Source organism: Enterococcus sp. AMC2644 (genome assembly GCF_058216475.1).
In genome coordinates, this window is the sequence record NZ_CM177095.1 from 370,533 (window position 1) to 391,932 (window position 21,400).

A 21,400-nucleotide genomic window follows, 5' to 3' on the forward strand; every position below is an offset into this window, starting at 1 on the left:
AAAAAAGCATCCAATAAGCTATTGAACACTTCTTCTTTATTTAAACATGGCTTATGCCAACCACTGTTTAGCTGCTAGAACTTCTTGATGCGTTAATTGATGATTCATTGTCCATAATTTCGTAACCACAGCATGTCGTTCTTCTAATATTTTAATCACATGCAAACTATCTGATATCGAAACAATAGCATCTTGTTTGCCTAAAGTTGTAAAAACTTGTGTCTTCTCTAATGAATGAATCGGTAAATTATCAACTGGAAACATCGGATGAAATAAAATAGCTTTTTGATAAATTTCGGGTTCATGAAGTAATAGCTGTATAGCAATATTGGCACCGTTAGAATAACCTATTAAAATAACTTGTTTTAAATCAAAATGATTGTTTGTTGCAGCTTCTTTAATAAACGCACTCAACTCATTTCCACGTAAAGTTAGGTCTGCTTCATCATAAACACCTTCTGTTATTCTTCGAAAAAAACGAGGCATGCCACCCTCCAAAATATTTCCACGAATGCTTAAAATAGAGGCTTTCTCATTTATCATTTCTCCAACTTCAAGCAGAGAATTTTCATCGCCACCAGTACCATGTAATAAAACAAATACTGGTTCTTGTGTTCCTTGTTTAAAAATATGTTGCATTGTTTTTCTCCTTGTATATTATATTTAAGGTTTTAATTTTCCGATTTTTAGAGGAGAACCTTAGGAACCTTTTGTTATTTTTATTTGGTATTTACTCAATTATTTGAGAAAATATACTTAATGGATTGAGAGGTAGATTGTTTTCTCCTTGAGTTTTAAAACTCGTAATCGAAAGACTAATCCCTCTCTCTGTTAAGCTGTTTACGAATGAGTTAGATGTTGAAGGTAAATGCCTTACTCCGTATCTAGAACAAGGTAGTGACGCTTTTCAGTTGAGTGGCAATCAATCCAAATTTTGTAAAGAAGGTGTGCTTATGTTGTATCTAGGTATTGATATTGGCAAACGATCTCACGTCGCTTCTCTCATGAATGCAGAAGGAAAAGTCCTACTTAAAGGTTTTTCTTTTGCGAATTCTTTAGACGGTGCTCACGCTCTTTTAGAACGCCTCACTTCTTTCTCTGATTCCACAAATGACTTCTTAGTTGGAATGGAAGCCACTGGCCACTATTGGTTAGCTCTCTTCTCATTTCTTGACGAACAACAGTTTCTTGTTCATGTCATCAATCCAATTCAAACCGATGGCTGGAGAAAAGGGACCGAAATTCGTAAACGAAAAAACGATATTATTGATTCGGTATTAATTGCCGATTTAATTCGCTATGGTTCGTTCAACGAAACAGCTTTAGCGGATGAAACTATTTTCTCTCTACGTCAATTGACTCGTTATCGCTCATACTTAGTTGGTACAGCGGGCGATTTCAAACGAAAAATCATTGCCGTCTTAGACCAAGTCTTTCCTGAATATGAAAAGGTGTTTTCAAAAGTTGGCATTTTTGGCAAAGCCTCCAAAGCCGTCTTATCTGAGTTTTCTTCCCCTGATGAATTCAATCAAGTTTCTGCCGAAACATTAGCCGAAACACTCCGTTTAGCGAGTCGAAGTCGTGTTGGACTAAGTAAAGCGGAAGCACTGAAAACAGTCGCAGCTCATTCTTTTGGTGTTCGCTTTGCACAAGATGCCTTCGTTTTTCAATTACGTTCCATGATTGATCAACTTAGTTTTTTAGAAGAACAAATCAAACGGACAGAAGAAGAAATTGCACAATTAATGGCTTCTCTTCATTCGGTCATAGAGACCGTCCCTGGCATTGGACCTGTTCTTGGCGCCACGATTTTGGGTGAAATTGGTGATATTCAGAAATTTTCCAATCCTAAAAAACTAGTAGCTTACGCAGGAATCGATGCTTCTGTCTCGAAATCTAGTGAATATGAAGCCACTCACAACGTGATGAGTAAACGCGGGTCTCCTTACTTAAGAAAAGCGTTGTTTCAAGCGGCACTTATTGCTTCCAGATGCGATCCAGTTTTCAAAGCCTTTTATGACAAGAAACGAGCAGAAGGGAAACACCATCTTACAGCGATTGGCGCTGTTTCAAGAAAGCTATACTATATTATTCATGCGATTCTAACAAAGAATGAACCTTATGAAATTCGTCAGTAATAAAAAAATTAGTCTTTCTGATGTTTATTTGTGATGCACTTATTTGCTATTTTTCATTCAGAAAATTTTGTTTGTTTTCACTTGACTTTATATAGTTAGTCTTTCTAAGTTGGGCGCTCCATCTCAAAAATATCGCCAATCGTTGCATATGAGCTACCTGCCAAACGACTAATTGCAGATAATTTTCCAGCGTCAATTCTGCCTTCTTGATAAATAGCCTCATCAATTACATAGTGCTTAATTTCTAATAAAAATAAATCTGCGGTCACTTTTTCCAAGTGATGAATAGGTATATGCTGATAAAGTATTGTTTCAAAACGGATTTTCGCCTCGTTTAAGCTAGGTACTGCAATCGTTGACGAAGCTGTAGTAGTAAAGCTTGACACAGTTAATTCGCTCTCTTCAGGTAATAATGGTGTCGCAGTTTGATTTGCATCTTTCACATTATCACTATCTAAAATATGAATCACAGCAGATTTTTCAGCTAAAATATTCCGGGCAGTATCTTTCATTTGATTTCCTTTTCTTTGTACTGCTATAGATACGATTGCTGGTTGGGTACTGACAATTGAAAAATAGCTAAAAGGTGCAATATTTAGCTGTTCATTTTCAGAAAGAGTAGTCACAATCGCTACAGGTCTTGGAATAACTGATCCAATCAATAATTTATAATTTTCACGTTCGCTTAATTTTTTTGGGTCAAATTGTAACAAAATACAACACCTCTCTTAGATATTTAATTTGGGTAAGGATGCACTAATTTCTTTTCTACGAGATTCAAAATGTTCAGGCAACATTAGTCTTTGACCAAGTGTCTCAAAAGGTTCATCTATGGTAAATCCAGGACCTATTGTCGCTAATTCAAACACAACACTCCCAGGTTCTTGGAAATAAATTGCTTGAAAGTACTTTCTATTTTTAATTTCAGTTACTCCATAATGCTGTTGTGATAAATACTCGTGCCATTGAGTCTGTTCTTTTTCATCAGCAACAGCCCATGCAATATGATGGACCGTTCCAATTCCCCAACGACCTTTAGATAAAGGTTGTTTAGGAATTCCAATCTGATGATGCGCATCACCTTTAGTGTAAAAATAATCATAGTTTACGGAACTGCCGCCAGTTGCTAAACCTAAATCTTGTGTCAATGTATGTGCAGTGGCTTTGGGATTTGCTGATAAAAGAATTGCTCCATGAAAACCTAAAATCTCTGACGTTTCAGAAAACTCATTACTTTCAACCAATGCTAATGCTAAATCGTGAACATCCAATAGTTCTAATGTTGGTTGATTGAATAGCAGAGTTTCTTTAATAGGAACACCAAATTGAGTCAAACGGTCACGCCAATAGTTCCTAGTCCCTTTAGGTATACGAAAAGCTATCGTTCCCACTTGTCCGCTCCCCACTCTCCCGTGATGAGCATTTTTCCAATTAAAGAAAGTAATGATGCTACCATTGTCAACGGATTGACTGCTAAAATAGAGATGATATGTGTGTTCATCATCATAATTAACAGTTTGTTTGATGAAACGTAAATTTAAAACATCACGATAAAAATCAACGGTTTCTTGCGGGTCTCCAACAATTGCTGAAATATGATGGATATTCATAATAGCCTTCATTTTATTTCCTCCTCTAAAGCAAAACTATTCACTACGCTTAGTATTAAAAGGTTTAATGACACTTTCAATATACGCACGACGCTTTTCTAAGAATGGGGCTAAAGATAATTTCTCTCCAAGCGTTTCATAAGGCTCATCTCCCATAAATCCCGGTTCATCCGTTGCCAATTCTACTAAAATATGTCCCATACGCACATAAAGTGATTCAAAATAATAACGATCAACATACCCCGAATTTGGCAATCCTAGATTGGTAAAAATTTCTTGCCAAACTGCCAATGACTTGCGATTAGCTAAACGAAAAGCAACATGGTGCACTTCACCATAACCTTGTTGGGATTGTGAAGATGTTTGATTATCTACTAAAATAATCTGTCCACCATTCCCACCTTCACCGACTTCAAGTAAATAACGATTTCCTTCTTGTTTGATTATTTGAAAACCTAACACGCCTTCAAATAATTCCTTGAATTGTTCGAAATACGCAATAGAAATTTCTACTGGCCCTAAACCATAAATCGCAAATTTTTCTGGGACTGGTCCTTTTTTCCAAGGAATTCCAGCTTTTACTCCATGATTGGTTTCATCGGAAATTAGCTGATAAGCTTGTTCATCAAAATCCCAAAAACGTAAAACCTTTTGTTCAAATTCAGTTGTGATTTCTTGATACTTCACATTAAATTCTTTAAATCTTTTCGCATAATATTCTAACGCTGCATCATTTGGTACTCGAAAACTTGTACGTGTAATTGCATTTGTACCCTTTACTCCTTTGGGATTGTTAGGAAAGTCAAAAAAAGTCATAGTTGTGCCGGGCGAACCCAAATCATCAGCAAAATACGTATGATACGTATAAATATCATCTTGATTCACTGACTTTTTGACAAGGCGCATCCCTAATACTTTAGTAAAAAATTCATAGTTTTTAACTGCATCACTTGTCATCGCTGTAACATGATGTACTCCTAATAATTGATCTTCTTTTCTCATAACTCTTCCTCGTTTCTTTTCTTCGATATTTTTTTTAGTATTTTTTGTAATAGGTGCAACTCATCTAATGAAATTTCTGCAAAACTGTCAGCAATTCTCTTTGCATGTAACGGAAAGATTTTTTCCATCAAATCAATACCCGATGTTGTAATTTCTACATAAATAACGCGACGATCCTTTGGGTTATTTCGTCTTTGAACAAGTCCTTTTTTTACCAACTGATCAATGACATATGTTGTGCTACTGCTAGCAATTAAAATTTTTTCTTTAATTCCCTGTGTTGTGTGAGCACCTTTATGAAAAAGTAATTCCAAAACTGAAAACTCCGTAATATTTAAGTTGTAACAGGCAACATCTCGTTTGGCTATTTGTTCCAATTGGCTACTTGTTCGCAATAATCCAATATAAGCTTTTAGCGCTTCTGATTGATGATCCATCTTCCCACCTCATTTATTTCGAATTCGAGATAAATATAACTTACTTTTTGTAAGTTTTCAAGAGAAATGCTTGAAAATAGTTATTGAAGAAAAAATAGTATAAAAAAATTATGTCTATAATATTATTCATGCTCTTTTGGCGATTTTTATTTATTAGCAACGTAACTTCATTAATTTTCCATTGAATTTTGAATATCAATATTTTTTCAACTTCTTCAAATACATCTTTCACATGAGTACCAATGACAACTTGATGCACACCTGCATTATGAATATATTTCATCACACCAGCTAACTCCTCTAGCTTATCTTTGTTTAGTTTAGCTTCGATTCATCCGCCACTTTAAAACGTAATCTTGTTTGAAAATGGTAGGCGTCAGGAATATTTTTTTGCTACCTAGTTGTTGAACTATTTCTTTAGCCAACTGTTCATGCTTTTTACTCATACCTTCCAAGGCCTTTTATTAAAGTTGAAATGGATTTCATTTTATTTTAAAATCTGTTCTTTTCTATGAAATTTATTTCATCTTTACAAAAACAATTGACTTAAAGTGAGCTTGAACTGATATAATCAATACAATGTTCATCTATTTAAAGGAGCTGAAATAAAATGACAGATAAAGAACAAGCGCTGCCACCACAAACGATTTTTTTTGCGCAAGAAGCGTTTCAAAAAAATGAAGATACAATGATTCACTGGTTAGGAAATTCAGGAATTTTATTGAATAGCAGAGGAACTTGCCTAATGGTAGACCCTGTTTTAGAAGGATTTGACTTACCTTTGTTAATTGACTTACCAATTAAAACCGCAGATGTTCCTTATTTAGAGGCTATTTTAATTACACATTCTGATAACGATCACTATAGTTTGCCGACCATAAAAAAATTAGCTCCTAAAACGTCTTCCTTCCATGGACCAAACTACGTTGCGGAATTAATGACAAATCAATTAGCAGTCGCAGCTACAGGTCATGCTATTTACGATGAATTTATGATTGATAACTTAAAGGTGACTTTAACAAAAGCCAATCATTTGTGGCAAAATGAAACAGATAAATTTGATCGTATTTTTAAAATAGAAGATTATTGTGGATTTTGGATTGATTCGCCTGATGGAACACTGTGGATTCCTGGAGATTCTCGGTTACTTCCAGAACAATTGGAAATGCCACAACCCGACGCCATTCTTTTTGATTTTAATGATAATTCTTGGCATATCGGTTTTGAAAATGCCATTAAATTAGCAAATACATATCCCCATGCGGATTTAATTCTCTCACACTGGGGAACTGTTGATGCGCCCCATATTGATGCCTTTAACGGAAATCCTGAAGATTTATATGACAGAATTGTCAATCCCAAACGTATTCAATTGGTTGCTGCTGGCGAAGCTTTTAAATTAACAAAGAAATAAACATATCCGAAGTACATAGATGAAGACTGCACATTGCTTAGCTTTCTATGTACTTCGGATATGTTTTATTGTCGTTGATAATTACCGTTAGAAATCTTCTGAAATATCTTTAAATGTTGTTTGTCTTTTCACTTCCAACCTACGTGAATTAGCTATTTTGCTCTTCATATTTTCATCATAATTCAAAGAAAATACTTTGGCGTATAAAATAGTTAAAATAAATTGAATGGACTCTTCGGTAGGAAAATTAGCTATTTTTGAATATAATTTTTCTCTACTTGATACATTTAAAACAATGGTAGAATAGTCACGTAAATAGTTTTCTCCACCACTGGTTATACTAATGATTGACACACGATTATTTAGCAGAATTTTTACATTTTTCATCGGATACGAGTCAGAATTATTGCCCGAATAAGAAATAATAATGGCACAGTCTTTACTAGTCAACGTGTTTGAAATTAATCCCGCTTCATCTGCGTCTGCTACAAAAGCTTTCTTATGAATTGTATTTAGGTTTCTTTTAAATAACTCTCCAAAATAAGAATTTAGACTTCTTCCCTAAATAATAATCGTCGAGGTATCTGCGGCATTATCAAAAGGAACATTGGTGTCGACATCAAAATGATTGTCATTAAAATGAGCCACTTCATGCGTAAAAGCGTACATGAATTCCTTCCACCCAGAATAATTAAAATATTTCGCAAATCGAACCAATGTTGCTTTTGAAGTGTGCGTCAATTTAGCGATGTCTTCCATAGTATATTCTGATAGTTTTTCACGATTGGCTAAAAGAAATTCTCCGATTGTTCGACGGGCATCATACTGTTTAAAGACAGTCTCTTCAATTTTCTGAAAGAGATACATACTATTCAACGCTCCCATTAGCATAACTAGCGGTTTGATGTTTACCTGTTTTTATTTTTGCTTCATAGTTTTTATTTTATTTCCTAGTTTAACTACTGTTTCATTTACTTGCTGTTGTTTTTCTAGTAATTTTTTATATTCCACAATTAAAATCGCCTGCCGTGCTTCTAAGGTTTCATCACCTTTTTGATATAATTTCGTATATTCAGCTAATGATTCAATTGATAATCCAGAATCACGCATGCATTTAATAAATTCAATCCAATTTACATCTTCGTTGGAGTAGGTTCGATTCCCCGCCTTGGTGCGAGCAATAGGTGGAATCAACCCCTGTTGTTCATAATATCGTAAAGTTGCTGGTGTCAATTGATACCTAGCAGCTACTTCCGAAATATTCATCTATTTGTCCTCCTAATCAGTATCTTCGGGCTATGTACATTAAGACTAGTAGAAAAATTCCCACTAGTCTTAGCGTTTATGAAAATCCGACAATTTTATGCGGAATGTACTCTTCTTCCAAATAGGTCACTTCTTCTTCAGTTAATTTAAAGTCAATGGCCTTGACTGCTGTTTCGACGTGACTAAGTTTGGTAGCACCAATAATTGGCGCCGCTAAATTCTCTTTTTGTAAAAGCCAAGCTAATGCTACCTCTACACGGCTGACATGATGCTTTTCTGCGATTTCTGCTACGCGCTCGATAATAATTCGATCTTTTTCAGCAGATTCATCGTATTTCGCTCGTTGTGCTGGATCTGTTTCTCGTCTTAAAGAACTTTCAGAAAATGGTTTGACGAGTCTCCCTGAAGCTAACGGACTGTATGGCGTTAGAGCGACTCCTTGATCGATACAATAGGGAATCATTTCACGTTCTTCTTCACGATACATTAAATTCAAATGATTTTGCATAGACACAAATTTTGTCCAACCATTTTTTTCAGCAACGTGATTGGCTTTCTGAAATTGATAAGCATACATAGCTGATGCTCCAATATAACGCGCCTTCCCTGCTTTCACTACATCATGTAATGCTTCCATCGTTTCTTCAATCGGTGTATCGTAATCCCATCGATGAATAATATACAAGTCCACATAATCTGTTTGTAGTCGTTGCAAGCTTTGATCAATTTGTGACATGATTGCTTTTCTAGATAACCCTTGCCCATTTGGACCATCAAACATTTTTTGATGCACTTTTGTAGCTAGAACAATCTCATCACGATTGGCATAATCTTTCAGAGCCTTACCTAAGATTTCTTCACTACGCCCTAAAGAATAGACATTTGCCGTGTCAAAAAAATTGATACCTAAATCTAATGCACGTTTAATAATCGGGCGACTCTCATCTTCTTCTAAAACCCATTGGTGAATCCAATTATGGGGATCCCCAAAACTCATCGCTCCCAGACAAATCCGAGAGACGTCCATTCCGGTATTTCCTAATTTCACGTAGTCCATTTCCATTACCTCCTCTTTTAAACAGTCATGTATTGATTAAAAATCAAGATAATCAAGCCAATACTGCCTAATGCTAAACCCGTAATCATAATTTGATTTCTTGCGCTAGCATCGCCACTCATTAAAGACATAGCTTGCGAAGCGTAAGGTGCAAGTGTCGCTCCCAAATTATACGCTACTAATACAACTGTCGTACCAAATTTCACTACTGCTTCGCCACCAGTAGTAAACGTGTGTATAAAATAGGGCATAATATTACGAAAGGCAAAACCTAACAGCAATGAACAAAAAAGCGTAAAGTTCACAGAAGTTGACCAACTAGTCAAAAAGATACTCCCTCCAGCTATAAAGGCTGCAAGAGGCAATAACCAACGCTGTAAATAATGGTAAGTTAACCCAAATAAGTTACCTGCAATAAAAGCGCCTGTCGCAATTGCAGCAATCATATTACTTCCATTAGTCGCATCACCGATTCCTTGCTCAATCAACAATGAGGTAATCTGTAAGTTATAATTGATAAACAGCAGAACAATACAGAATAACACCATTCCTAATAAAATAGATTTTATTTTACGCTCGTTGGGGATAGAAGATTCTATAGCAGCTTCTTCTGTATCCTGTGTTACGTTTCCATTTGGAATAAATAAAAATACAACGAATAAACTAATTAACGCAAAACCATAGATCAAAAAAGAGCGTTCCCAATTTATTTTGATTAATTGACCGACTGCGATTGTCATAAAAATGCCGCCTAAGCCTTCACAGGCACTTTCTAAACCTAAAGCTTTTGCCTTTTTGAGATTATCTTTTTGGAATAGCTGACTAATCATCTGAATGAGCAGTCGATTAAACAAACCAATTCCTAAGCCCAGCAAACATCTTGAAAGAAATAAAACAGCAAAACTCCCTTGATACCATGCAGGAAGTGTGCCAAAAATCCCAACAATCAGTAGTCCAGTCATAATGGTATACTTTTTACCAATTTGTTTTTCAATACTACTGGTTAAAAATACACCCACCACTAAAAACAACGAAGGAATCGTGGTCAGCAATCCAACATACACTGGATTTATTTCAGAAAAATGTTGCGTAATTGCTGGAATGTTTGCTGAAATAGCTGGCGCAGAATTAACCACCAGCGCAACTGATAGCAAGGCAATTAATTTCATTGAAAAAAAGTTTAGGTTTCTTTCTTTAGTGATAGCTTTATTTATCATCAAAAATTTCTTTGGCTAAATTAAATGCTGACCAAGCTTTCGGCCAACCCGCATAAAAAGCCAAGTGCGTGATTAGTTCAACAATTTCTTCTTTTGTTACGCCATTTTGCTTAGCAATAGCTAAATGGGCTTCCAATTGAGGAACACCTTGGGTTAACAGACTTGCAACAGTGATTAAACTACGGTCACGTGGAGAAAGTTGTGCTTCCCGATCCCATACTTCACCAAATAAGATATCATCATTTAATGCTGCAAATTGTGGGGCAAATTCTCCTAAGTTATCTCTTCCAGCTGTTTGTTTTGGCATTATTTTTCCTTCTTTCTTATTTTTTTAAATTTAAATAAATTTCATCAGAAACTGGTTCTAGCCATTCTGGAGTGCCAGCAGTAATTGCAATATGTTCAAACCAACTATCTTGTGCTGCACCATGCCAATGCTTTACCCCATCATGTGTAACGACAACATCGCCTGGCTTTAAGAATTGAGCTTCTTTTCCTACTTCTTGATACCAGCCTTCACCACCCGTAACTAAAAGAATTTGGAAACCATCGTGATGAATATGCCAATTGTTTCGACATCCTGGTTCAAATGTCACATTTCCTACACCGACATTAACTGACGGATCCGCGACAAGGGTTTTCAAATAACTTTGTCCAACAAAATATTGAGCAAACGCATCATTTTTATCACCACTTGGAAAAATCACACCATCTTTGACTTCTTCAAATTTTGCCATTTATATCTCCTCCGTTATCGAATACTGTGTAAGTCAGTTTGAAATAGCATTATCCGCTTTCTCAATTCTTGAACCTCTAACTGGTAAACCTACCTTTACATTTGAGTTTGGACAGATCTTTTTTAGCTCAATTAAACTGCAACCAAAAGCACTTCCTTCATGTGTACAAAATGGATAAATTGTTTTAGCTGACAAATCAACCGTTTCTAAAAAGTGAACAACTATCTGCGGAAGCGAACCAAACCAGTTTGGAAATCTTAAAAAAATCATTTCTACTCGATTCCAGTCAATCGCTAGTTCATGAAAAATAGGCTTGTCCTTCGTTACTTTTTCCTTTTCAACAATGGTCATTACCTCGTAATAATCACAGGGATACGGAACTTTCAGACTAATTTCAACTACCGAGAGCTGCAACTTTTCTCCAATTTTTTCTGCTAAAATTTTTGCATTTCCCTTCACTAGCGTTTTAATTTGACCATTAACGAAATTTTCATCTTTTCTAGAAAAGTAGATTATAATTGTCATTCTCTCACCTCAAAAAAGCTGTACCATGAACTCAAATAGCTTACAAGTTCATGGTACAGCTTTATTTACCTAACGTCCAATACCTATTAGGCTTAGTTTCATGCCTCTAAAGCATGCTTGATTTTTTTGATAAACGTAAGAACTGTTGAACTAAGAATGGCATCTTTTTTCCAGACAAGCACACAATTAGTTTCAAGTGCTGGGGTGAAAGGTAGGAAAATTGTCTTATTTTTTCGATTATCAACGGCTCCTTTAATCGCTAAGGCAGCTCCCACTTTATTCTCAACTAAGGAAATGACATTAAAAATTAAATTGTATTTCCCAACAATATTTAAGTCGTCTTCTGCGAATTGTCCCCAAGAACAAAACATCTCTCTGACCTCTTTACGACTAGAATAAATAAGCGGAATCCCTCGAAGATCTGTTGCCGAAATGCTCTGTTGGTTACTTAAAAAATGTTCTGTCGAAACTAACACTCCCCATATTTCTTTCTCTGGTAAAATCAATTTATTGTATTTATCCATAGGCGCTGGTTCAATTAATAACGCAACATCTAACAGACCCTTATCTAATTTTTCGGTAATATCATTACTCGTTCCACTAAAAATATTGAATGTTACTTGAGGATAATCAGCAATCATTTCTTCTAACATCTCTGATAAAAAATGAGAACTTTCCGCTTCTATACAACCAATTGAAATTTGACCACTTAAAATAGCCTGTTGGTAATTCGCAAATTCTTGTTCGGTTTTTTCATTCAACTCTAAAATTTCTTCTGCTCGTTTCTTCAAAAACATACCCGGTTCAGTTAAATATAGTTTTTTATTTTGGCGTACAAATAAATCAAGCTGTAAACTCTCTTCAAATTCTCGAATTTGTCTACTTAAGGTTGGTTGTGTAATATGCAGTTTTTTGGCAGCTTGAGTAATATTTTGTTCTTCTGCAACAGTTAGGAAGTATTTTAACATTCTAATTTCCAAAGATAGCTGCCTCCTTATTTTTCTCTTAATGTTATTATACATGTTAAAGTCTGCTTTAAGACAAGCTGTTCTCTTTTTAAATAAAAAAATTTAACTTTTAAGGTGTGGCTCATTATTTCATACAGAATTGTTTGATTTGCAATTAAAAGTAAAAGAAACATACAGTGCCTGGCGTTTATTTTTGACCATCGATTAACAGCTTAAACAGTCTTTTCAAAAGTAACCTGTTTAGTTCAACAATATTAAAAATTTCAGGTAAAATAATTTTCATCAGCAACTGAACAACAACTAGCTACATCAATCATGGCGCAATGGATAAATTTAATGTTTCTACAAGAGTTTTTATTTTCAAACGTTATATATAAGTTATATGACTTCTCTAACTGCCACTTTAGTACTACCCTAGGTCAATGCACAATATCTCCTTAACAGATAAAAAAATTTCAATAACTATTCCTCTTTTCTTAAAAATCTAAAGTTAACTTTATGCTATACTGACAGTAAGTATAGCGAACTGAAAGGGGTCAAAAAATGAAAAATTTTATTGCAAAAAATGCAACTGTGATTGGCGATGTCACATTAGGAACAGAAGTGACTGTTTGGTTTAATAGCGTCATTCGCGGCGATGGCAATTCCATTACGATTGGAAATCGTACAAATATTCAAGATGGTACAATCATTCATATCGATCATGACGCTTCAGTAGAAATTGGTAACAATGTCACCGTGGGACATCAATGTATGCTTCATGGTTGTAAAATATCATCAGGGGCATTAATTGGTATGAGTTCTATTATTTTAAACCACGCAATTATTGGAGAAAATAGTATGATTGGCGCCGGTTCTTTAGTTACTCAAGGTACTGTTATTCCTCCAAATGTTTTAGCATTTGGCCGACCTGCAAAAGTCATCCGTTCCTTAACACCTGAAGAAATCAAAGCTAACCAAAAAAATGCTGACCATTATTGTCAATTGGGGCAAGAATATTTGGAAGGTAAATATATAGAAATAACTGAATCATAAAAATGCTTTCCTCTTTATCGAATTCATCGAAAAAGAGGAAAGTTTTTTAACGTCCCCTGCCGGAATCGAACCAGCAACTAAGTCTTAGGAGTTCTCTTTATCTTGTAGAACCCTATATTCTGTCTTTGTCTATAATACCGTCTAACACCTTATAAATCAACAAAAGCTCTAGTTCCATTTGGATGCTAATGACTTATTACCTACTCTAAATTACTAAAAAGTGTTAGCAAACTGTTAGCTAGTGTTAGCAAGAAAAAAATTATTAGATTTAACTTTTTTGCCGAAAATGTATATGATACTCTTTTTTAACTTTAAATATAGATACCATATTTTTAAAACGTTTCTACATAAAAATTATAGAAACGTTTTTTGTTATACTTACCTAGTGATTGATAGAAGCATATTAATTTTTATTGACTACAAATTTTAAATTAACTAAGACTTTTTTAGTACAGTGCTATCAACGTTTTTTCTTTTCATTTAAAACCATGCTTTCCAACAAAGTCAAAAAATTCCTTTTTTTATTTTTGACTTGCATATAATAAGCGAACATAAATATAAAAAAAAGACTAACTACCGACCAAGCTATAAGGTTACTAATGCTATCAAACAGGTAATTGTAAGCAATTTCTTTTATACCCAAGATAGTTAGACAAGTAATAAACAAGTTAAAAATTGTTAAACTAAATTTTTCTTTTCCTAAATGATATTGCAACTCCCAAAGAGTTTGATCAAGTTCATCGTCTTGATAATCTGATAAAATTTTAGAAATTTTTGATAAATACTTTTTATTAGGACTATCGTAATATCCATTAAATAAACTCCTAATGAGTGATTCTGGATATTCTTTTTCTTCAAATTGAAAACCAAATACTTTATGGTTCAGCAATACATTCATTTTTCTAGTTTCCGACATAAGTTCCATCAACATAGGAACAATCATTATACAGAATATAGAAATATACCATATTAACTCAAAAACTAATTGAATTATTTCATTTCCCTTAAAGAAATAAAGAATCAATAAATATATACAACTAGAGATAGTTAAATCTAAGTAGACCAATCCTGCCTTCAAATCTCCTTTTCTTGAAAAATATCTTTTAGTAAGCAAAATATATTCCTTCTTTCTATTTTCTACTATATAAAAATAATATTCTAACTAAAATTACTTTAATACTGCTCTATAACAAAATCAATATCTATAAAAAGTTTAAACTTTGAGTATTAAAAATTATCAAGTAAATAACAAAAATAGAATTGTATATTATATAATAAGGTATCTGATAACGCTTCAATTAAGGAGGAATCATCTATTGACTGAAGAAATGGATACAACTTTAAATATTGGTTATCATCATTCTAATACTTATTATAGACAAAGTGCTAACACACTGTTTAATTTTATGAGAAACATTGATTACTTAATTAAAAACATTGAAAATATGACTATGTATCCACGCTATGTAACCGAAGATATTGAATATTTACATTTAAAATATGGTAAACAACGTATGCTGAACGTAGCTTTTCCTATGCTATGTTTTTGTGATATCCATTTGCATAAACTTCCTTTTCATGTTGAAAAAGATAGTTTGACGGGAAGTATCGGTTATGGAAAATATGGAATTGGCCTTAATAAAAGATGGTGTGAACAGAAGGGTTTTCAACCTATTACTTATTTAAATAGAGATTCATTGACTACATTAGAAATGAGTCGTTTGCTAAATAAAGGATTGGATATTTTATACACCGACTTAGATTTAGATGATGATTTTTTTGATTATATGTTACATCAAATTCGTCTATCCAAACCCCTAACTGGAACAATGCAAATGGATGGAAAAGAGATATTAAAAAATTTTCATGACGAACGTGAGTGGCGTTATTTACCCGATATGTCTAAAGTACAAATGCAAGATTTTATAAACGATGCTACTATGCCTAATAAGATGACACCTAATATTTTACAAAAAATGTCTAGCGCTTTAACCATTGAAGAATCGACTCATTTAAAACTAATTCCAGAAGCTATTAATTATATTTTTGTTGATACTTATGATGATAGGGATAAAGTGATACATGTCATTAAAGAAACATTTAAAGCCGATTTTGATACGGCGATGATTTTAGCTAGTAAAATTGTTATTTATGAACAGATTGCGAGGGATTGGTAAAATGGGATTCAGAGATGCATTTACAGAAGAAAATGAAAAAGAATTAGCAATTGGTCCAAAAGCTTGGCAAAAATATATTAATTTCAATGCCCCAAATGGTTTTCATTATGAGTATATAGGAGAGTCTCAATATCAATTGATTCCTGATAAAAAAGATGGACAGTTAAAATTTAGAATAACGGTCACTATACCAGATGATCTTAAACACATCAAATTAAGAGATGCTACTGATTTTCATAAACTGATTTATAGAGCACAGCGTGAATTAGAAATTACTCCAACTGATATCAGAGCAAATCAACAGCCTATTACTATAAATCAGTTAATTGTTGGCTTTAGTAAGGAAATAAAACATGAATATGATAAGTATTTTATAGTTCCTCAACCATTTGAACCACCAGTTGACTTACCTATTCAAATGAATGGAAATAAATACCAGTTCTCTATTCAACAAATGCCTTACCCTAGTTTAACAAAAGTAATATTTGAATCTTCTGACGAAAACATTATTCATATTAAATTAACTTTTCACGAAGATTTAGAAAAAATTGATATTTCAATGAATTATAATTTTCTGAAAGCTAATAACTTGGCTGACATATATAATAATAGACAAATGCTAAGAGACTACGCTACTGGAAATATTAATTTATTTGGTAATGATTTTGAGATATTCACTACAGATATTCAAATAGAAATAAATCAAATGTTAGATTTCTATCTAAATCTTTATGAGATTAAAGATTTATTTAATGGCGAGTTCGATATAAATAATGATATAACTTATCTGGATGTAATTAATTTAAAGAGAATGTATCACTCATTTATTGAAGACAAATATTACTTCGATACTAATAAAATCAAAAATTATAAAATGGTAATTAATTCTGATTTTTCTTTTCCTTTAGATTTATCACCAGACGTCAATTTTGCAATGATAGGTTATACTAAAGAAAAAATTATCCTACTAGGTCAATCTTTAGATTTAACTGAACAATTTGTTTTCAAAAATTCCTCATATTCTTCTGAAAACAATCCTATCTTGCACGAAGGAGAATCTATTATTTTTAATATTAATGACGATCAGATTGCATACAGAAAATTAATGCATACAGTACCTTCTGAAACAGATATGAATGAAATAATAATTCGTTTAAAAGAAGCTGCATTTATTGACGTTGATTCTATTTAAACAATTTTTTTAATATTTAAGTTCAAATATCAATAAAAAAAAGATACTTCACTTGAGAAGTGTCTTTTTTTTATGTTCAAAGGAGTTGATAACAATAACAAATTTAACATTAGGTAGTCTATTTGACGGTATCGGTGTCTTTCCTTTAGCGGCTCACAGAAATGACATCATACCACTTTGGGCAAGCGAAATCGAAAAATCACCAATCAGTATCACTAAAAAACAATTTCCAACTATGCTGCATTTAGGAGATTTAACCCAATTACATGGTGGAGAAATTCCACCCGTTGATATTGTTACTTTTGGATCACCTTGTCAGAACCTTTCTACCATCGGAAATCGTGAAGGATTAGCTGGCAAGAAGTCCAATTTATTTTATGAAGCCATCAGAATTATTGAAGAAATGAGGGAAAAGACCAATGGAAAGTATCCAACTCTCGCTATTTGGGAAAACGTCATGGGAGCTTTTTCATCAAATGACCGGATGGATTTTAAGGCCGTCTTGGAAGCCTTCGTTCAAACCGAAGTTCCAATTCCTCCCTCTCGTCAGTGGACAAACGCCGGTATGGTGCGAGGGAGAAACGTTGATGTGTGCTGGCGAGTCTTCGACAGTCAATATTGGGGTGTTCCCCAACGACGTCGAAGAATCTTTCTCGTCGCAGATTTTAGAGACTTCCGTGCCAGAGAAATACTATTTGACACCAAAGGAATGCTCGCGAATTCTAACACTTGCGACCAAAACCGGTTGTCGGCCACCAAAAACAATCGAAGTTTTATTACTGAAACAGGGAGGCGCCTACTCCTCTATCCCTTCCAAGAGCGCCGAATGCGTACGTATGCAAAAGAAAAAAATGCCAAAGGGTTCATCTCCAGTTTTGGACAACCAACTGACCCTTTTCCCACCTTACTAGCTGGCACGGTTGATATCTTTGCTTATTGGCACGAAGGATTTGAAACAGAAGGATTTGTTCGTAAACTAACACCACTTGAATGTGAACGGCTTATGGGATTACCTGAAAATTGGACCCAGTATGGTATAGATAATCAATTAATCAGTGATTCAGCTAGATATAAAGCTTTAGGTAATTCAATTGTAGTTCCATGTGCTGAATATATTTTATCGAATGTCGCAAAAGTCTATCAAAAAGGAGTAACCAATGATTAGAGATCATGAAAGTTTAAAAACTGCACAACAAATTCTTTGCAATAACGCAATGAATCAGTTAACTAGTTCTTACCATATGTTTCAATTCACTCAACATATCAATGGCCGTGAGCCAAAAGGACGACAAATCATATCAGAACAATTAATGGAGATTGAAAATCGGTTAATTATTGTTAAAAGTCAAATTCAAGCAATTCGGAATTTATATATGGAGGGATGACAATGGATACTACCATCAAGATATATGTCACAAACCTTAGTCGATTTGAGTATGACGGTTTAATTATCGGCTCTTGGTTCACCTTACCTGTTTCTTTGGAAGAATTACACGAGAAACTACAATTAGAAATAAATGAAAGTTATGAAATTGAAGATTGGGAAGCCCCTTTTCGATTAACAGATGATCGAGATATTCTGACACTCAATCGTTTAGCTCTCTTAATCAAAGAAAACAATCATTACGACCTATTTCCATATTTGGATGAATTGATTGAAATGGGTGTGTTTGAGTCTCTTGTTGATGGCTTAAAGCGATTAAATCTTCTAACACATTTAGAAGAAAAACCGAAAGATCCATCGTTTTTAGAGGATACGTTTGAGTTATCAGATGGCACCTATTTTACCATTTAAAGCAGTTTGACTAATTCCATAGTTGAATTGCTTTTTTGTTTGGAAAGGAAGTGTTTCAATGAGGAACACCTCACGTTCTCCACCAAGGATTAACGATGTTTAAACTTATTTCAACACAAAATTTTGAATGAAAAGAGGAAAAACAATGGAATTAAAATACGTAGTACCGATTATGAAAGACACGTTTGGACATTTAGAATTTGCGGGTGAAGGAAACGTCGAACAACGACGCGTCAATGGTCGTCTCACCACTGTTTCTCGTAGCTACAACTTATATTCAGATGTGCAACGGGCAGATGATATTGAGGTCATTTTGCCTCACACTGCCGGAGAAAAGTTCTTTGAGTTTGAAGAATCGGTTCAATTAGTCAACCCACGCATTGTCGCAGAAGGCTATAAGATTGGCGAACGTGGATTTACGAATTACATTTTACATGCAGATGATATGGTCAAAGCCTAAAGGAGGAAAACACACATGAGATTAGCACAAGGAATTATTATCGACAAAGAAAAAACATTTGGACGATTGAAGTTTTCTGCATTACGTCGGGAAGTTTTTCTAAACAATGAAGATGGCACCGTATCAACCGAAGTGAAGGAACGAACTTATGACTTGAAGTCACATGAACAAGGACGAATGATCCAAGTAAGTATTCCCGCGTCTATTCCATTACGAGAATTTGATTACAATGCCGAAGTGGAATTAATCAATCCCATCGCAGACACCGTAGCCAATGCGACCTTTCGTGGGGCTGATGTCGACTGGTACATTAAAGCAGATGATTTAGTTTTGAAAAACAAACCGACATCAGCACCAAAGATTGATCAAAAAAACAAACAGGATTAATCTATGAAACTCTTACAAAGAAAAGGAAAACGAATCAGACCAAGTGATAAAAACTTGGTCTTTCAGTTTTTCTTCGTATCTATTCTAGTTGGTTGGTTACTTGCTTTACTTCCCTTTCATTTGGCTTTTTTCAGTCGAACTACTTGGCAAATAGAGGAATTGAAACAACACTTTTTCAGTCCATATGGCAGCCTATCACTCGTTTTCTCACTTCTTTCTATTGGTGTTCTCCTCTATTTACTGTATCGATATGGATTTGATTACTACAAGAGTTTAACCCATCGTCAAAAACTGGCTCGAATGATTTTAGAGAATGGGTGGTTAGAAACCAAACAAGTCGAAGAATTTCAACTCTTTGAAGATTCACCATCTAAAAAGAAAGAGAAGATTAGTTACTTTCCTAAGTTCTATTATCGAATGAACAACGGTCTGATTGTCATTACTGTTGAGATTACTTTGGGAAAATACCAAGATCAACTGTTGCGATTAGAGAAGAAATTGGAATCAGGTTTGTACTGTGAGCTAGTCGATAAAGAACTCAAAGATTCCTTTGTAGAATACACCCTACTTTATGATACGATTGCCAATCGTATGACAATCGAAGAGGTTTCTGTGAAAGATGGTTCTATGCAATTGATGAAAAATTTAGTTTGGGCATTCGATTCCCTCCCCCACATGTTAATCGCTGGTGGAACTGGTGGTGGGAAAACCTATTTCATTCTAACGATTATTGAATCGTTACTTCGCACCAATGCCAAGCTGTTTATTCTGGATCCGAAGAATGCCGATTTAGCGGACTTAGAGACGGTTATGGAAAATGTTTATTACAAGAAAGAAGCAATATCTGAATGTATCGATGATTTTTATGATCGCATGATGGCTCGTAGTATTGATATGAAGAAAATGCCTAACTATAAAACAGGCGAAAATTACGCTTATCTAGGTTTAGAACCAAACTTCCTTATCTTTGATGAATATGTCGCTTATATGGAAATGTTGACGGCCAAAGAAAATATGGCAGTTATGAATAAGTTAAAACAAATCGTCATGTTAGGCCGGCAAGCGGGTTTCTTCATTATCCTCGCTTGTCAGCGTCCCGACGCAAAATATTTGCAAGATGGGATTCGAGATCAGTTTAATTTTCGTGTAGCACTTGGGCGTATGAGTGAGCTTGGGTATTCCATGATGTTCGGGGATGTTGATAAAGATTTCTTTTTGAAACAAATTAGAGGTCGTGGCTATGTGGACGTTGGTACCAATGTCATTAGTGAATTCTACACGCCACTTGTTCCTAAAGGCCATGATTTTTTAGAAACGATTGGTCATTTGTATCATTCAAAAACAAAAAAAGAAACGGAGGATTCAGAAAATGGACTTTGATACGTGTATTTATCGTCTTCATGAAATTGGTAGAAGTGACGAGGAAGAAATTAGTAGTCGATTTCGTCAATTAGCTTTTGATGTCAGTAAAAATGGCATTATGGGGCTAGTACCAATCGAAGAAGGTGGCATTACAGATGGTGTTCCGTTTAATGTGATTCTCACTACATTGCAATCGGGTATGGAACAAACCTCTTCTTCCCTTGTTCGTCTACAAATTGAATCACTTTATAATGATTTGATTTCAGAAGGTGTCGATGGTTATAGACAATAGAAAGGATATGAAACCATTGAAAATATCTGATCACTACAAATTCATTGAACAGATTGTTGGTTATGATCAATACTTGTCTGATTTTGAAAATGAGATTATCCCTACGTATCATCCAGACAAAGAAAGTGAGATCACTGGCTTTTTTGAAATTTTAACAAATGAATCAGAGTTTCATATGATTTTTCCTGAAAAAACGGCTGCGAGTGGCTTTTCAGTGATTTTTCATTTTCAAGTCACTCATTATGAGAATGAGACTATCCCACCAGTCATTCTCTATATTGGTTTCGATTATGATTAAAGCGGAAATTTTTAGCAAACTGCGATATAGT

26 protein-coding genes and 2 pseudogenes are annotated in these 21,400 nt (G+C 34.4%); 13 read left to right on the forward strand and 15 right to left on the reverse strand.

Going from position 1 to position 21,400, the window contains the following annotated elements:
• Positions 1–51: 51 nt before the first annotated feature.
• Positions 52–639 carry an alpha/beta hydrolase gene (locus AC4BC5_RS01780; protein WP_490496474.1) on the reverse strand — a complete coding sequence of 196 codons (588 nt, stop codon included), beginning with the start codon at positions 637–639 and terminating at the stop codon, positions 52–54.
• Between the two features lie 314 nt (positions 640–953).
• Here AC4BC5_RS01780 and AC4BC5_RS01785 point away from each other — a divergent pair, with 314 nt between their 5' ends.
• Positions 954–2,138 (forward strand): IS110 family RNA-guided transposase, encoded by a 1,185-nt coding sequence (locus tag AC4BC5_RS01785; protein WP_490496475.1) that lies wholly within the window; start codon positions 954–956, stop codon positions 2,136–2,138.
• A 104-nt stretch (positions 2,139–2,242) separates the two neighbouring features.
• Here AC4BC5_RS01785 and AC4BC5_RS01790 read toward each other — a convergent pair whose 3' ends face one another.
• The 5 genes and pseudogenes from AC4BC5_RS01790 to AC4BC5_RS01810 form a co-directional block, all read right to left on the reverse strand.
• Positions 2,243–2,851, reverse strand: coding sequence for a flavin reductase family protein (locus AC4BC5_RS01790; protein WP_490496476.1), 609 nt, complete (start codon positions 2,849–2,851; stop codon positions 2,243–2,245).
• A gap of 15 nt (positions 2,852–2,866) precedes the next feature.
• Positions 2,867–3,760, reverse strand: coding sequence for a VOC family protein (locus tag AC4BC5_RS01795; protein ID WP_490496477.1), 894 nt, complete (start codon positions 3,758–3,760; stop codon positions 2,867–2,869).
• Between the two features lie 24 nt (positions 3,761–3,784).
• Positions 3,785–4,750, reverse strand: a complete 966-nt coding sequence (locus tag AC4BC5_RS01800) for a ring-cleaving dioxygenase (RefSeq protein ID WP_490496478.1) — start codon at positions 4,748–4,750, stop codon at positions 3,785–3,787.
• Positions 4,747–5,187, reverse strand: a complete 441-nt coding sequence (locus AC4BC5_RS01805; protein WP_490496479.1) for a MarR family winged helix-turn-helix transcriptional regulator — start codon at positions 5,185–5,187, stop codon at positions 4,747–4,749. Before AC4BC5_RS01805 ends, AC4BC5_RS01800 begins: the two co-directional genes overlap by 4 nt.
• Positions 5,188–5,389: 202 nt before the next feature.
• Positions 5,390–5,633: pseudogene (locus AC4BC5_RS01810) on the reverse strand (PTS sugar transporter subunit IIB); the annotation flags it as partial.
• Between the two features lie 164 nt (positions 5,634–5,797).
• On the opposite strand from AC4BC5_RS01810, the gene AC4BC5_RS01815 reads away from it, so the two are divergent.
• Entirely contained in the window at positions 5,798–6,601 is an 804-nt protein-coding gene (locus tag AC4BC5_RS01815; protein ID WP_490496480.1) for an MBL fold metallo-hydrolase, read from the forward strand.
• An 87-nt stretch (positions 6,602–6,688) separates the two neighbouring features.
• Here AC4BC5_RS01815 and AC4BC5_RS01820 read toward each other — a convergent pair.
• From AC4BC5_RS01820 to AC4BC5_RS01855, 8 genes and pseudogenes are all read right to left on the reverse strand, one after another.
• A pseudogene (locus AC4BC5_RS01820) lies at positions 6,689–7,468 on the reverse strand (MurR/RpiR family transcriptional regulator).
• Positions 7,469–7,519: 51 nt separating this feature from the next.
• A complete protein-coding gene (locus tag AC4BC5_RS01825; protein WP_490496481.1) occupies positions 7,520–7,867 on the reverse strand; it encodes a MerR family transcriptional regulator in 348 nt (115 codons plus the stop codon).
• Positions 7,868–7,943: 76 nt separating this feature from the next.
• A complete protein-coding gene (locus tag AC4BC5_RS01830; RefSeq protein ID WP_490496482.1) occupies positions 7,944–8,924 on the reverse strand; it encodes an aldo/keto reductase in 981 nt (326 codons plus the stop codon).
• A 17-nt stretch (positions 8,925–8,941) separates the two neighbouring features.
• A complete protein-coding gene (locus AC4BC5_RS01835) occupies positions 8,942–10,141 on the reverse strand; it encodes an MFS transporter (protein WP_490496483.1) in 1,200 nt (399 codons plus the stop codon).
• The gene (locus AC4BC5_RS01840; protein WP_490496484.1) at positions 10,131–10,448 is read right to left on the reverse strand and encodes a carboxymuconolactone decarboxylase family protein; all 318 of its coding nucleotides are present in this window, start codon (positions 10,446–10,448) and stop codon (positions 10,131–10,133) included. Before AC4BC5_RS01840 ends, AC4BC5_RS01835 begins: the two co-directional genes overlap by 11 nt.
• A gap of 16 nt (positions 10,449–10,464) precedes the next feature.
• The gene (locus AC4BC5_RS01845) at positions 10,465–10,878 is read right to left on the reverse strand and encodes a cupin domain-containing protein (RefSeq protein ID WP_207940993.1); all 414 of its coding nucleotides are present in this window, start codon (positions 10,876–10,878) and stop codon (positions 10,465–10,467) included.
• A 33-nt stretch (positions 10,879–10,911) separates the two neighbouring features.
• Positions 10,912–11,403: a flavodoxin gene (locus tag AC4BC5_RS01850; protein ID WP_490496485.1), complete on the reverse strand. Its 492-nt coding sequence runs from the start codon at positions 11,401–11,403 to the stop codon at positions 10,912–10,914.
• A gap of 98 nt (positions 11,404–11,501) precedes the next feature.
• The gene (locus AC4BC5_RS01855; RefSeq protein WP_490496486.1) at positions 11,502–12,383 is read right to left on the reverse strand and encodes a LysR family transcriptional regulator; all 882 of its coding nucleotides are present in this window, start codon (positions 12,381–12,383) and stop codon (positions 11,502–11,504) included.
• 531 nt (positions 12,384–12,914) lie between these two features.
• Here AC4BC5_RS01855 and AC4BC5_RS01860 point away from each other — a divergent pair.
• The gene (locus AC4BC5_RS01860) at positions 12,915–13,406 is read left to right on the forward strand and encodes a gamma carbonic anhydrase family protein (protein WP_490496487.1); all 492 of its coding nucleotides are present in this window, start codon (positions 12,915–12,917) and stop codon (positions 13,404–13,406) included.
• Between the two features lie 460 nt (positions 13,407–13,866).
• On the opposite strand, the gene AC4BC5_RS01865 is transcribed toward AC4BC5_RS01860, so the two are convergent.
• Positions 13,867–14,520, reverse strand: a complete 654-nt coding sequence (locus AC4BC5_RS01865) for a hypothetical protein (RefSeq protein ID WP_490496488.1) — start codon at positions 14,518–14,520, stop codon at positions 13,867–13,869.
• Positions 14,521–14,722: 202 nt separating this feature from the next.
• On the opposite strand from AC4BC5_RS01865, the gene AC4BC5_RS01870 reads away from it, so the two are divergent.
• The 10 genes from AC4BC5_RS01870 (at position 14,723) to AC4BC5_RS01915 (ending at position 21,369) form a co-directional block, all read left to right on the forward strand.
• Positions 14,723–15,583 carry an abortive infection system antitoxin AbiGi family protein gene (locus tag AC4BC5_RS01870; RefSeq protein WP_490496489.1) on the forward strand — a complete coding sequence of 287 codons (861 nt, stop codon included), beginning with the start codon at positions 14,723–14,725 and terminating at the stop codon, positions 15,581–15,583.
• Position 15,584: 1 nt separating this feature from the next.
• Positions 15,585–16,775 carry an abortive infection system toxin AbiGii family protein gene (locus AC4BC5_RS01875; RefSeq protein WP_490496490.1) on the forward strand — a complete coding sequence of 397 codons (1,191 nt, stop codon included), beginning with the start codon at positions 15,585–15,587 and terminating at the stop codon, positions 16,773–16,775.
• 52 nt (positions 16,776–16,827) lie between these two features.
• Positions 16,828–17,940, forward strand: a complete 1,113-nt coding sequence (locus AC4BC5_RS01880) for a DNA cytosine methyltransferase (RefSeq protein WP_490496491.1) — start codon at positions 16,828–16,830, stop codon at positions 17,938–17,940.
• Positions 17,933–18,160, forward strand: a complete 228-nt coding sequence (locus tag AC4BC5_RS01885) for a hypothetical protein (protein WP_490496492.1) — start codon at positions 17,933–17,935, stop codon at positions 18,158–18,160. Before AC4BC5_RS01880 ends, AC4BC5_RS01885 begins: the two co-directional genes overlap by 8 nt.
• Positions 18,161–18,162: 2 nt before the next feature.
• Positions 18,163–18,570 carry an antirestriction protein ArdA gene (locus tag AC4BC5_RS01890; RefSeq protein ID WP_490496493.1) on the forward strand — a complete coding sequence of 136 codons (408 nt, stop codon included), beginning with the start codon at positions 18,163–18,165 and terminating at the stop codon, positions 18,568–18,570.
• A gap of 145 nt (positions 18,571–18,715) precedes the next feature.
• Positions 18,716–19,030 (forward strand): YdcP family protein, encoded by a 315-nt coding sequence (locus AC4BC5_RS01895; protein WP_086300199.1) that lies wholly within the window; start codon positions 18,716–18,718, stop codon positions 19,028–19,030.
• A 15-nt stretch (positions 19,031–19,045) separates the two neighbouring features.
• A complete protein-coding gene (locus AC4BC5_RS01900; protein WP_490496494.1) occupies positions 19,046–19,417 on the forward strand; it encodes a YdcP family protein in 372 nt (123 codons plus the stop codon).
• 3 nt (positions 19,418–19,420) lie between these two features.
• Positions 19,421–20,797 carry an FtsK/SpoIIIE domain-containing protein gene (locus AC4BC5_RS01905; RefSeq protein ID WP_490496495.1) on the forward strand — a complete coding sequence of 459 codons (1,377 nt, stop codon included), beginning with the start codon at positions 19,421–19,423 and terminating at the stop codon, positions 20,795–20,797.
• Positions 20,787–21,071, forward strand: coding sequence for a hypothetical protein (locus AC4BC5_RS01910; protein ID WP_086300202.1), 285 nt, complete (start codon positions 20,787–20,789; stop codon positions 21,069–21,071). The genes AC4BC5_RS01905 and AC4BC5_RS01910 overlap by 11 nt, the downstream gene beginning before the upstream one ends.
• Positions 21,055–21,369, forward strand: a complete 315-nt coding sequence (locus AC4BC5_RS01915) for a hypothetical protein (RefSeq protein ID WP_490496496.1) — start codon at positions 21,055–21,057, stop codon at positions 21,367–21,369. The genes AC4BC5_RS01910 and AC4BC5_RS01915 overlap by 17 nt, the downstream gene beginning before the upstream one ends.
• The last annotated feature ends 31 nt before the right edge of the window (positions 21,370–21,400 follow it).